General features: G+C 58.3%; 9 protein-coding genes. 6 read left to right on the top strand and 3 right to left on the bottom strand.

Annotated features, from left to right (window positions below):
* Window positions 1-20 precede the first annotated feature (20 nt).
* A complete protein-coding gene (locus AACY52_RS06705; RefSeq protein WP_339560365.1) occupies window positions 21-980 on the top strand; it encodes a tRNA-dihydrouridine synthase family protein in 960 nt (319 codons plus the stop codon).
* Window positions 981-998: 18 nt separating this feature from the next.
* Here AACY52_RS06705 and AACY52_RS06700 read toward each other — a convergent pair whose 3' ends face one another.
* A complete protein-coding gene (locus tag AACY52_RS06700; RefSeq protein ID WP_339456968.1) occupies window positions 999-1,355 on the bottom strand; it encodes a hypothetical protein in 357 nt (118 codons plus the stop codon).
* A 164-nt stretch (window positions 1,356-1,519) separates the two neighbouring features.
* On the opposite strand from AACY52_RS06700, the gene AACY52_RS06695 reads away from it, so the two are divergent.
* From AACY52_RS06695 to AACY52_RS06685, 3 genes are all read left to right on the top strand, one after another.
* Entirely contained in the window at window positions 1,520-2,560 is a 1,041-nt protein-coding gene (locus tag AACY52_RS06695; protein WP_339560364.1) for a hypothetical protein, read from the top strand.
* 418 nt (window positions 2,561-2,978) lie between these two features.
* Window positions 2,979-3,656, top strand: coding sequence for a hypothetical protein (locus tag AACY52_RS06690; RefSeq protein ID WP_339427457.1), 678 nt, complete (start codon window positions 2,979-2,981; stop codon window positions 3,654-3,656).
* 68 nt (window positions 3,657-3,724) lie between these two features.
* On the top strand, window positions 3,725-5,656 hold the full coding sequence (locus AACY52_RS06685; RefSeq protein WP_339437356.1) for a hypothetical protein: 1,932 nt from the start codon (window positions 3,725-3,727) through the stop codon (window positions 5,654-5,656).
* On the opposite strand, the gene AACY52_RS06680 is transcribed toward AACY52_RS06685, so the two are convergent.
* Window positions 5,653-8,949 (bottom strand): EAL domain-containing protein, encoded by a 3,297-nt coding sequence (locus AACY52_RS06680; RefSeq protein ID WP_339560363.1) that lies wholly within the window; start codon window positions 8,947-8,949, stop codon window positions 5,653-5,655. The genes AACY52_RS06685 and AACY52_RS06680 overlap by 4 nt on opposite strands.
* 66 nt (window positions 8,950-9,015) lie before the next feature.
* Window positions 9,016-9,906, bottom strand: coding sequence for a LysR family transcriptional regulator (locus AACY52_RS06675; protein ID WP_339437354.1), 891 nt, complete (start codon window positions 9,904-9,906; stop codon window positions 9,016-9,018).
* A gap of 140 nt (window positions 9,907-10,046) precedes the next feature.
* On the opposite strand from AACY52_RS06675, the gene leuC reads away from it, so the two are divergent.
* Together leuC and leuD are read left to right on the top strand one after the other, a co-directional pair.
* Entirely contained in the window at window positions 10,047-11,465 is a 1,419-nt protein-coding gene (gene leuC, locus AACY52_RS06670; RefSeq protein ID WP_339420602.1) for a 3-isopropylmalate dehydratase large subunit, read from the top strand.
* A gap of 10 nt (window positions 11,466-11,475) precedes the next feature.
* A complete protein-coding gene (leuD, locus tag AACY52_RS06665; RefSeq protein WP_339439311.1) occupies window positions 11,476-12,120 on the top strand; it encodes a 3-isopropylmalate dehydratase small subunit in 645 nt (214 codons plus the stop codon).
* The last annotated feature ends 33 nt before the right edge of the window (window positions 12,121-12,153 follow it).

The following is a 12,153-nucleotide window of genomic DNA, read 5'->3' as shown; positions in this document are numbered from 1 at the left end:
ATTTTTGTTGAGTGTTTTCCATGCAAATTGCTTTGGCGCCCATGGAGGGGTTGGTCGACAACATCCTGCGGGACGTGCTGACCCGCGTCGGCGGTATTGACTGGTGTGTGACCGAGTTCATCCGCGTCAATGACCGCCTGCTCACCCCTGCGTATTTCCACAAGCTCGCCCCGGAACTGCTGCACGGTGCCCACACCGCCGCGGGCGTACCGCTGCGTGTGCAATTGCTGGGCTCCGACCCGGTGTGCCTGGCAGAAAACGCCGCCCTCGCCTATGAGCTCGGTGCGCAAGTGATCGACCTGAACTTCGGTTGCCCGGCCAAGACCGTCAACAAGTCCCGTGGCGGCGCGGTGCTGCTCAAGGAGCCGGAGCTGCTCAACCGGATCGTCGAGCACGTCCGGCGCGCTGTACCGGCCCACATCCCGGTGACCGCCAAGATGCGCTTGGGTTTCGATAGCCCGGACGGCGCCCTGGTCTGCGCCACCGCCTTGGCCGAAGGCGGCGCGGCGCATATCGTCGTGCATGCGCGCACCAAGACCGATGGCTATAAGCCGCCGGCCCATTGGGAATGGATCCCGCGGGTACAGGATGTGGTCAAGGTGCCGGTATTCGCCAATGGTGATATCTGGAGCGTCGAAGACTGGAAGCGCTGTCGCGAAGTCAGCGGTGCCGAAGACATCATGCTGGGCCGTGGCCTGGTGGCACGGCCGGACCTGGCGCGGCAGATCGCCGCGGCGCGGGCGGGCGAGGAAGTGGTTGAGATGACCTGGGCAGACATGCAGCCGATGCTCCAGGACTTCTGGACCCAGTCGGTGGTGCAACTGACCGAGCGTCAGGCGCCTGGGCGTTTGAAACAATGGTTGGCGATGCTGACGCGTAATTACCCGGAGGCGGTGGAATTGTTCAATGCGATGCGCCGCGAGACCGAGCTGGACAAGGTGGGTCTCTTGCTTGGGATGGCACCCGTTCTGAAAGATTAAGTTTATATTGATACTGCTTTAAAACACCTCAAGAGGGGCGCCATCGGCGCTCTTTTTTTTAAATGGTTTAACGGTGCTTTCTTGGAGCGGGGCATTGGCATGTTGACGTTTATTTTTTACATGAGGTGATAACTGGGCAAGTGGTCGGTGTTTGTGTTTTTGTTGCATTGGGTTTTCTCCGGGGGGGGGCACGTTGTTTGGTTTGTGCGCGTGTGTACGAACTAACATGAATGGACTAAAGTTGTTCTGGCTTAATGATTTCATTAGTTTAAGGTTGGGGCTGTTTATTACCTTGTGTATCTGTGCTGTGGGTGGTGCATAGGGTCGAGGCTTTGATTTTCTTGATGGTCTATGAGGCGAAGTCTGATTTTCCATTTTGGTTTCCTTATGTGAAGATGGGTTTTTGGAACTCGATAGCTCTGCGCCCCACGAAAGTAAGGACTGTGAAGTGATGACGGTTGCTTCCGGTTCTATTCTATTGCTGCCGATGTTAGTAAGTTGTTTTAGGGCGGCGCAAAACTAAAGGTGAGATTAAGCAGATGTCCAATATACCGATGAATAATGTTTCGGCTTTTAAACCAGCGCTCCATACGGCAAACTCGCCCACAGCGGACACCTTGAAGGACATAGAAAAGGCCAGTGGTTCGCTGGCAGGCCTTAGTTCAAGAAGTAACGCGCTTCCGCGCAACGACTCTCCTAAAGAGGCCGCCAAGGACATTACGGTTAATGCCGATGCTTTGGAAAAATTGTTTGAAATGTTTGAACTCGTCTTCAAAGCAATGCGCAGCGTGTTATCGGGTAGGGGGTTTAGCGCCAAGTTGCCAGTTGACGTTGGCACTGGCGTGCAAATTGGCGTGAAAGGCAATGGCAAACAGGCGACGCCGGTGAATGGTGAGAAAGGTGCGCAGGTGAAGGTCGGCACCGACGGTAGCGTGCAGGTTGGCGTGAAAGGCAACGGTACTGAATCGAAGCGGCCAACGGGTGAGAAAGGTGCGCAGGTGAAGGTCGGCACCGACGGTAGCGTGCAGATTGGTTTGAAAGGAAATGCCACCGAATCGACGCTGCCGAATGGTGAGAAAGGTGCACCGGTAAAAGTCGGGGCCGAGGGTGATGCTAAGGTCACGGTCTTGCCTGATGGCAGCACGCAGGTGAGCCTGACGCCAGATAAAGGTAAGCATTTTAAGATTAGTTTGGCTGCCGGTATTCAGGTAAGGGTAAGTTCGGAGGATTGGTCAGGCCCGCGTTCGTCGCTGAAGCCGCGATTGATTGTCGATGAGCCAAACGTGGGCGTAAGCAGCAGCACGCCGCCAGCAATCGAGGCTAAGACCGCTACCAAGATCAGTGCAGAGGCGAAACCCGTTGCTGAAACAAGTGCAAAGGTGACGACCGGCGGTACGCCAGTCGCAAAGGTGAAGACGGGTGGTAAAACAGACGATGAGATTAAGGTCGGTATTAAGCCAAAGATTGAGATCCAGAAAGATCAGGAGTCCAAGGTCCGCACCGGAATTACATCTCCGGCTCCAGGTGCTGGACACCCTATCCATCAGCGTCTCGGCGCCGTCAATCAGCGCGTATTATGACAACGGCTGACAAGCGGCAGTATCCAGCATGAATTTTTGATGCGGCCATTGTCATCTTCAAGAGCTAATTGCTGATCAATACTCCCCGATTGCGAGTGCAGTTGGGGAGTCCTGTACAAGGTAGGGGTCCATGTTTTCAGTATTCAATACTAGGGTGACAGGACTCAGGGATGAGCACTACGTAGTAGATTCGATTATATCCAGGGGCGTCAGTCAGACACCTTGGCAAACACTTCAGCCTAGTGTTGATTCGACTGATGTGTCTGCGCTGGCAACTGGAAAAAAGAACACGGGTTATCGCGAGGGTTGGGTGGATTGCCCGGCTGTCAGGCGCGGGGATAATCAGGCGGCATCCTTCATTACAACGGCATACCCATTTAACGGTATAAGTGGCAGAGCGGCCGGACGGCTCCTTGTTATGCCCGCCGCTGTACCCCGTGTCCCCTTCAGCGCCACGTTGTTTCCTTTTCGGCCATCGCAGAGCGCGGAGGTTGATGAACGTTCAGGTCTTTCCAAGAAGACAATTGGAGTTAAGGCGGATGATATCTGGCGTGGTTTTCGACAGAGCGATGAGGGTAACTGCGTCACCGTTGCAGCGATAAAGGTGGCAATGGCCAGGTTTGGCCAAAGTCCAAAAAGCATCTTTGCCAAGGTCGAGAAGACGGCGAAGGGATATAGCGTGACGCTGCGTGACGGTTACCACCTCCGTTTATCCGATCAGGAATTGTCGCAGGCTGCCCGCGGTGCCAAATTTACGGGGCGGGATATTGGGATGCTCAAGGACGCCAACTTCCTGTTTGCAGTAAGCGCCAAACGAGCACAGGAGGAGAACAATGATGGCAAGGCGGGTGCAAGCTTCAGGGCGGCAATAAGTAGCCTTAATGATGGTGAAGACGAGAAAGAAACCGGTGAGGCACTCAAGCGCTTGGGCCTGGGCAATTATTTGAAAAAGGCCTCGGTCAGTGAGTTGGCAAGCGGGCAGTTGGGCATGGTGAATACGGACACACATTCGGTTGCGGTCATCGGCGGGCATGAAGAGTTGTGGGGTAATAGGGGGGGCAGGCCGCGCGATGGTCAAGCCATAGCATTACGCTGATTGGGCTATGAAGTTTAATCGTTTCCTATCGCGGCCGCGTCCAACTATTTCATTTAAGAGTGAACGATATGAGTACGTTCGCAATTGGATCTTCTGCTCGCTCACATCCTATAGCGTTGCAGTTATCGAAGCACCCGGAAAAAGACACTTCTCTCCTCACTGCATTTGATGCCCCTGAGCGTGGTTTCGGCGAGCATTACAATGCGAGTTCGCACAGCGCCGTCATCAAACTGATGATGCTCACATTTGGAGAGCGCCCTGGCGATATGTTCAGCAATGTGCGGAGCAATGGCGATGGTTATGAGGTGACCATGAAAGATGGTTACAGGCTGCATCTTTCCCGGCAGGAGTTGCAACGGGCAGGGGGCGCATCGCGTTTTACGGGTCAGGACAACGTGGTACTGGGCAGTGCAAATTTCGCTCTGGCGGTGTTCATTAAACGCAAACAGCTGGGCAGTGGCAGCGCCGCTGATTTGCCAAGTTTTACCTCGGTGCTGACTCAATCTCTGCAAGGTGAAACGACCTTTAACATGCTCAAAGGCATGGGCTTGTCCGGTCATTTCCAATACCTACCCACTGCAGCGGTTGTCGGTGAAGGGGGGAAAGGGGTGGTAGACAGTTATGACGCTGGTTCAGCGCTGATTTACGCCGGCAAGGTGCAGCGCTTCGGCAGGCAGAGTTCTCCCGATCGAACCTACATGTATACGCTGGTTAATGACAGCGCGCCGAAGCCCCCCAGGGCTCCAGCCCCCGTCTCGCCGATCGTCGTGCCCAAGGTTGAACAGGTCACGACGAGTGTTCGCCCCCAGGTCGCCGAGGTTCTGCAGGGTTTCACTGCGGCCTCGCGAGCGTTTGGCGAAGTATTCGACCTGAGCAGCCATGCCGCAGTGATCAAGATGATGATGCTCAGGTTTGGCCAATCGCCCTCCGAGATGTTTAACAATGTCGAGACCACGGAGAATGGGTACAGCGTCACCATGAAAGATGGTTTTGAAGTGACGTTGTCAACACAGGAACTGCAGCGCACTACCGAAGCCTCGCGGTTTACCGGCCCTGACGCGCACATGGTCATCGACGCCAATTTCATGCTGGCCGCCTTTACCAAGCGCAAGCAGGTTGAACGCAATGCTCAGTTCGAGGCAGCGTTATTGAGCACCTTGCGCGGAGAGCACACTTACAATGTCTTGAAGGGGATGGGCCTGACCGGCTTTCTACGGGTTGTTCCGCCCGACAAGCTGCGCGATCCAACCCGCGTTGGCGTCACCCCTGCCTTCAACTATTCAAGCGCTTTGGTAGTGGATGGCATCAAGCATCGCGAAGGTGAGAAACAGGCCATCGTAAAGGACTATGGCTACCAGCTTGCCGCGGACGTTGCCCGAGCGCGCAACGCAAAGCCAGCGCAATTTCCGGCGCCCCCCGTCGGCGTCAAGCCAGTCGATATCTGGGGCGGTTTCTATCAAGGCGTGGAAGGTAACTGTGTCACGGTGTCGGCGATCAAGGCGGCGATGATGAAATACGGGCAAAACCCTTTGGGGATCTTCAAGCGTGTCGACGAAACGCCGGACGGTTTCACCGTTACCATGCGCGATGGCTGCACGGTGCGCCTCACCTACGTCGAGCTGGAAATGGCACGCGCGGCGGCTAACTTCTACGGTACGGATAAAGGCCTGGTTGAGGACGCCGTGTTCCTTTATGCCGCGAGCGCCAAGCGTGCACAGTTGGAAGACCACGAATTCCGCGCCGGTGCCGGCTTTGACGTCGCCCTCAAAACACTGAATGACGGTGAGGTGCCTGGCGACGCGCTGCGCCGCTTGGGCCTGTACGCCTTCACTCGCCAGAGCAGCGTGCAGGAACTGGCGTCAGGCGTGCCAGGTACTCTGGCGAACTTCGGGCATTCCGTGGTCGTTGTCGACGGCGCTGTCGATGAATATGGCGCCAAGCGCGACTTGAACCACTCGCGCTGGATGGAAAAGGGCGGGCACGCACTGAAACTGGTTTAAACCCCACCCTTGTCGGCGATCAACAGCTCCCTGAATCCGATCATCGGCAGTGGTCGGCTGTGCCAATAGCCTTGGTACAAATGGCAACCCAAGCCCTGCAGGAATGCCAGTTGATCCTGGGTTTCCACACCCTCGGCGATCACCACCAGGTTCAGGCTGCGAGCCATCGCCACTATGGCGCGAATGATTTCGGCGTCGTTAGGGTCGTGAGTGGCGTCACGCACAAAGGATTGGTCGATCTTCAGCGCATCCACCGGCAGGCGCTTGAGGTAAGTGAGCGATGAGTAACCGGTGCCGAAGTCATCCATCGCAAAGCTCACGCCGAGTTTTTTCAGGCGGCGCATTTTGCTGATGGTGTCGTCCAGGTTCTGGATCACAATGCCTTCGGTGATTTCCAGTTTCAGCAGGTTGAACGGCAATTGGTGCTGCTTGAGGCTGCGCTCCACCCGCTCCACAAAATCGTTCTGGCGGAACTGCCGAGGGCTGATGTTCACGCACAGGCTGAAGTTCAACGGGTCTACCAGGCCTTCCGCGACCAGTTGTTGAAAGGCCGCGCAGGCTTCATCAAGGATCCAGGTACCGACTTCAAGGATCAGGCCGCTGTCCTCCAGTACCTTGATGAATTCGGACGGCGACTGCGCGCCCAGTTGCGGGTGCTGCCAGCGCACCAACGCCTCGGCGCCGACGATCTTGTTGCCGCGTGCATCCACTTGCGGCTGGTAATGCACGCTGAACTCGCCACGCGACAGCGCCAGGCGCAGGTCGGTCTCCATGCGCAGGCGTTCGCTGGCGGTTTTTTGCATGCTGTTATGGAACATCTGCGTGGTGTTGCGCCCTGAGTCCTTGGCGCGATACAGGGCGATGTCGGCGCGCTTGAGCAAGTCCGCCGGCGTGGTGCCATGGTCGGGAATCAGCGCCACGCCAATACTCGGCGTGACCTGCAAACGATGGCCATCGAGGAACATCGGCTCCGAGAGTAATTCGCGCAGGGTGTCGGCCAGTTCTTGCACCTGATTGCTGACTTCCATGCGCGAACCATCCAGGCCACTGAGCAGCACCACGAACTCATCGCCGCCCAGGCGCGCCACGGTGTCTTCCATACGCACGCTGGCCTCCAGACGTGCGGTGACGATCTTCAGCACCGAGTCGCCGACCGGATGGCCGAGGGAGTCGTTGATGTGTTTGAAGTGGTCAAGGTCCAGGAACAGCAGCGCACCGCGCAAATTGTGGCGCTTGAGCAGGGCAATTTGCTGGCTTAGGCGGTCCATCAACAGGGCGCGGTTGGGCAGGTTGGTCAACGGGTCGTGGTAGGCCAGGTGGCGGATCTGTGCCTGGGCGTTTTTCAGCAGGCTCACGTCCCGTGCTGTCAGCAGCAGGCACGGGGTTTCATTCAGGGTGATGGGCTCCACCGAGACCTCCACCGCCAGCAACTCGCCGCGTTTGTTGTGCCAGAGCATTTCCAGGTGGTGGATGCGGCCTTTGATCTGCAATTCGGCCAATAGCGCGGCGCGTTGGTTTTCATCGGCCCAGATGCCGATTTGGTAAAGGGTCAGGCCTATGGCTTCCTTGGCGCGATAGCCGGTCAGGCGGCAGAAACCGTCATTGACCTCCACATAACGGCCGGTGTCGCGCTCGGTGATGGAAATCGCGTCGGGGCTGGAATGGAAGGCCTTGGCGAACTTTTCCTCGCTGGCCTTGAGTGCAGCTTCCGAGCGTTGTTGCTGAGTGATGTCCCGCAGTGTGGTGACGATGCATGGCTGGTCGCCGACCTTGATCAAACGGCTGGAAATCACGCACGTCAGGCTTTGTCCGTTTTTGTGATGCGCCACGATCGCCACATTGCTCAGCGTATGCTCGCGGATTACCCGCTCGATTCGCTGCAGGCGTTTGCTCGACTCGTCCCACAGGCCGATCTGCTCGGCACTTTTGTCGATCACCTCAGCGGCGGTCCAGCCAAAGGTCTGGGTAAAGGCAGGGTTAATCTCCATAAATGCGCCGCTGTTCAGGCAGGTCACGCAGATTGGATCCGGGCTGGCCTGGAACAGGCTGGCGAATTTTTCTTCGGAGGCGGTCAGGCGTTGTTCGCGCTCCACCTGGTCGGTGATGTCCAGCAAGGTGCCGGCCATCCGCAGCGGCGCGCCTTTGTCATCGCGATACAGGCGGGCACGGCTTTCAAGGTAGCGCGAGCTGCCGTCTTCCATGGGCACGCGGTAGGTCAGTTGATAATTGCCGGCTGGCCCCTCGCGCAGGGTGCGGTAGGCGTCGCGCATGCTGTCGCGTTCTTCATGGGGCATGCCTTCGAAAAACGCATCGAAGGACTCATGGAACGGTTCGGGCGGCAGGCCGTGCAATTGGGCGGAGCGTGCCGAGCCGTAGAGCATGCCGGTGGGGATGTGCCAGTCCCAGGTGCCCAGTTGCGCAGAATCCAGGGCCAGGTCGAGGCGTTCCTGGCTGTCCTTGAGGGCTTGCTCGGCGTTTTTGCGCTCGGTGGTGTCGAGAAAGGTGCTGAGTAAATACGCCTCACCTTCCAACTCGACCTTTTGTGCGCTGAGGGTGCCATCGTGTACCTGGCCGTTGCTGGCACAAAACTGCACCTCCATGGTAATGGGCCGGCCCTTGCGCTGCGTGGCCTTGACCAGCAACGCACGTTGCTCCGGGCGGCGCCACAGGCCGAGCTCCGGAGTGGTGCGGCCAATGGCATCGGCCAGCGGCCAGCCAAAGAGCATTTCGAAATATTGGTTGGCTTCGCTGATCAAACCGTCGCACTGGCGGGTCAGTAATACCATGTTGGGGCACAGGTGGAACAAGGTGGCAAAGCGTTTTTCGGAGTGGCTGAGGGCGTGCTCGCGTTCGCGCTGGCGGGTGGTCTCGCGGATAACCCCAATCATGCGGCGCCGACCGGCTTTATCGGGCGCCAGGCTGCCGTTGATTTCCAGCCAGTGATGGGTGCCGTCCGGCCACTGGATGTGGTGGTGCATGGCTTGCTCGAATGGCTCGCCGGCCAGTACGGCGTGAAAGGCCCGCACCACTCGGGCGCGATCCTGTGGCGCCAGCAGGTCGAGATAATCCAGGTCCTTGGACAGTGGTTGGCGCGGGTCAAAGCCGAACAGCGCCTGAGTGCCCCGCGACCAGCTTATCCTGCCGCTGTCGATCTCCCAGCACCATGCACCTAGCCGGGCGGCATTGAGCGCTGCCAGCAACTGCGGGGCACTGTCCCAGCTTTGCTCCGCCTCTTGAGGATCAAGGGCGTAGATGCGGGGCAGGGGGGGCACGGAATCGGCGGGGTTGCGCATTATCAAAGGGCCTTGGCTCGATGGGCGGAAAGCGCGGGTTCTTTCAGACCTTGAGGCCGCACAGTGTCATGCCGGTACCCCTGGCAGATCGACCTGTGCATCCAATAGGCTCATGAAAGCCCGCGCAGCGTTCGACAGCGTCCTTTCGGTGTGCACGATATAGCCTAGCTGGCGACTGAGCTGTATGCCCGGCAAAGCGATACTTGCCACCTGCTCATCGAGCATGGTGCGCGGTAAAACGCTCCAGGCCAGGCCGATCGACACCATCATCTTGATAGTTTCCAAATAGTTAGTGCTCATTGCGATGTTCGGCGTGAGGCCCTGAGCCTCGAACAGCCGGCTGACAATATGGTGAGTAAAGGTGTTACCGCCCGGGAAAACCGCCGGGTGGCGGGCGATATCGGCCAGGTTGACGCGGTCATTGCTGATCAGGCTGTGCTCCGGCGCCACCACGAAATCCAGTGGGTCGTCCCACACCGGGGTGGCACGTACAAGGTTGTGCGGATCGGGCGCCAGGGTAATTACTGCCACTTCGGCGCGGCCGTGGAGGATTTCTTCGTAGGCCACTTCCGAATCGAGGAACTGAATATCCAGCGCCACATTGGGGTATTGCCGGGTAAAGGTGCGTAGCACAGGCGGCAGGCGGTGCAGGCCGATATGGTGGCTGGTGGCCAGGGTCAGGCGACCGCTGACTTCGCCGGTCAGGTTAGTGAGTGCGCGGCGCGTGTCGTCCAGCACATTGAGGATCTGATAGGCGCGCGGCAGCAGGGCCCGCCCGGCTTCCGTCAGGCCGACTTCACGACCCAGGCGGTCGAACAATCGCACCTTTAGTTGTTGCTCCAGGCCGGCAATGCGTTTGCTGATGGCGGGTTGGGTCAGGTGCAGGCGTTCACCGGCGCCGGAGAAGCTGCCAGTCTCGGCGATGGCGATAAAAGCATTGAGGTTGGCCAGGTCCATGGTGGTATTCCAGTTGGTAATCCAAAGCATAAAAAATATGAATTTGAGTTATTTAATGTAGCGCCATACCATCAGCCTCACAAGCCAAAGGGTTATTGAAAAGCCCGGCGTATAGAAGCACCGATGATGAGGACCGACTGATGGCCGGCAAAACGCTTTACGACAAGCTTTGGGATTCCCATGAAGTGAAACGGCGCGACGATGGCTCGTCGCTGATCTATATCGACCGTCACATCATCCATGAAGTGACCTCGCCCCAAGCGTTCGAAGGCCTGCGACTGGCCGGGCGCAAGCCCTGGCGCGTCGACTCGATCATCGCTACCCCGGACCACAACGTACCGACCACCCCTGAGCGCAAGGGCGGCATCGACGCCATCGTCGACACCGTATCGCGTTTGCAGGTGCAGACCCTCGACGACTACTGCGACGAATATGGCATCACCGAATTCAAGATGAATGACGTGCGTCAAGGCATCGTCCACGTGATCGGCCCGGAGCAGGGCGCGACCTTGCCGGGCATGACCGTGGTTTGCGGCGACTCCCATACCTCCACCCATGGCGCGTTTGGCGCCTTGGCCCACGGCATCGGTACTTCTGAGGTTGAACATGTGTTCGCCACCCAGTGCCTGGTCGCCAAAAAGATGAAGAACATGCTGGTGCGCGTTGAGGGCAAATTGCCGTTCGGCGTGACCGCTAAAGACATCGTGCTGGCGGTAATCGGCAAGATTGGCACCGCCGGCGGTAATGGCCATGCCATCGAGTTCGCTGGCAGTGCGATTCGCGACCTGTCCATCGAAGGCCGCATGACCATCTGCAACATGTCCATCGAAGCCGGTGCCCGTGTGGGCATGGTGGCGGCGGACGAGAAGACCGTCGACTACGTAAAAGGCCGTCCGTTCGCGCCAGCAGGCGCCGATTGGGATGCTGCGGTAGAAGCCTGGAAAGACCTGGTGTCCGACGCCGATGCAGTGTTCGACACTGTGGTTGAGCTCGACGCTGCCCAGATCAAACCGCAAGTCAGCTGGGGCACTTCGCCGGAAATGGTTCTGGCCGTCGATCAGAACGTGCCAGACCCGGCCAAAGAGGTTGACCTGGTCAAGCGCGGTTCCATCGAGCGCGCCTTGAAGTACATGGGGCTGAAAGCCAACCAGGCGATTACCGACATTCAACTGGATCGCGTGTTCATCGGTTCATGCACCAATTCTCGGATCGAAGACCTGCGCGCCGCAGCGGTGATCGCCAAAGGCCGCAAAGTCGCTTCGACCATCAAGCAAGCCATCGTGGTGCCAGGTTCGGGGCTGGTGAAGGCGCAAGCCGAGGCGGAAGGCCTGGACAAGATCTTCCTCGAGGCCGGCTTTGAGTGGCGTGAGCCGGGCTGCTCGATGTGCCTGGCGATGAACCCGGACCGTTTGGAGTCGGGCGAGCATTGCGCGTCCACCTCCAACCGTAACTTCGAAGGGCGCCAGGGTGCCGGTGGGCGCACCCACCTGGTCAGCCCGGCCATGGCCGCTGCGGCTGCCGTCAACGGTCGTTTCATCGACGTTCGCGAATTGATCTGAGGAATACCCGATGCGTGCTTTTACACAACACACAGGTTTAGTCGCGCCGTTGGACCGTGCCAACGTGGACACCGACCAGATCATCCCCAAGCAGTTCTTGAAGTCGATCAAGCGCACCGGTTTTGGCCCGAACCTGTTCGACGAGTGGCGCTACCTGGACGTGGGCTACGCCTACCAGGACAACTCCAAGCGCCCGCTGAACAAGGACTTCGTGCTCAACGCCGAGCGTTACCAAGGCGCCAGCGTGTTGCTCGCCCGGGAAAACTTCGGCTGCGGCTCCAGCCGTGAACACGCGCCGTGGGCGCTGGAAGAATATGGCTTTCGCAGCATCATTGCGCCGAGCTATGCCGACATCTTCTTCAATAACAGCTTCAAGAACGGCTTGTTGCCGATCATCCTCACCGATGAAGAAGTCGACGAACTGTTCAAACAAGTGGAAGCCGATGTGGGCTACCAGTTGACGGTTGACCTGGCCGCGCAAACCGTGAGCCGTCCGGACGGCAAGGTGTATCACTTTGAAGTCGATGCTTTCCGTAAGCACTGCCTGATCAACGGCCTGGACGATATCGGCCTGACCTTGCAGGACGGTGATGCGATTGCCGCGTTTGAGGCCAAGCACCGGGCTAGCCAGCCATGGTTGTTTCGCGATGCCTGATTCTATGTAAGCCGGACTGGCCCCTTCGCGAGC

This window comes from Pseudomonas sp. EA_65y_Pfl1_P113, from assembly GCF_963970525.1.
In the GTDB taxonomy this organism is placed as follows: Bacteria; Pseudomonadota; Gammaproteobacteria; order Pseudomonadales; family Pseudomonadaceae; genus Aquipseudomonas; species Aquipseudomonas tritici.
This window is presented reverse-complemented; position numbering and strand designations above follow the sequence as displayed.

Coding starts and splice junctions, on each gene's coding strand:
- AACY52_RS06705 (WP_339560365.1), top strand. CDS start 21: ATGCAAATTGCTTTGGCGCCCATGGAGGGGTTGGTCGACAACATCCTG.
- AACY52_RS06695 (WP_339560364.1), top strand. CDS start 1,520: ATGTCCAATATACCGATGAATAATGTTTCGGCTTTTAAACCAGCGCTC.
- AACY52_RS06675 (WP_339437354.1), bottom strand. CDS start 9,906: ATGGACCTGGCCAACCTCAATGCTTTTATCGCCATCGCCGAGACTGGC.
- AACY52_RS06680 (WP_339560363.1), bottom strand. CDS start 8,949: ATGCGCAACCCCGCCGATTCCGTGCCCCCCCTGCCCCGCATCTACGCC.
- AACY52_RS06685 (WP_339437356.1), top strand. CDS start 3,725: ATGAGTACGTTCGCAATTGGATCTTCTGCTCGCTCACATCCTATAGCG.
- leuD (WP_339439311.1), top strand. CDS start 11,476: ATGCGTGCTTTTACACAACACACAGGTTTAGTCGCGCCGTTGGACCGT.
- AACY52_RS06690 (WP_339427457.1), top strand. CDS start 2,979: ATGCCCGCCGCTGTACCCCGTGTCCCCTTCAGCGCCACGTTGTTTCCT.
- leuC (WP_339420602.1), top strand. CDS start 10,047: ATGGCCGGCAAAACGCTTTACGACAAGCTTTGGGATTCCCATGAAGTG.
- AACY52_RS06700 (WP_339456968.1), bottom strand. CDS start 1,355: ATGGAAAATCAGACTTCGCCTCATAGACCATCAAGAAAATCAAAGCCT.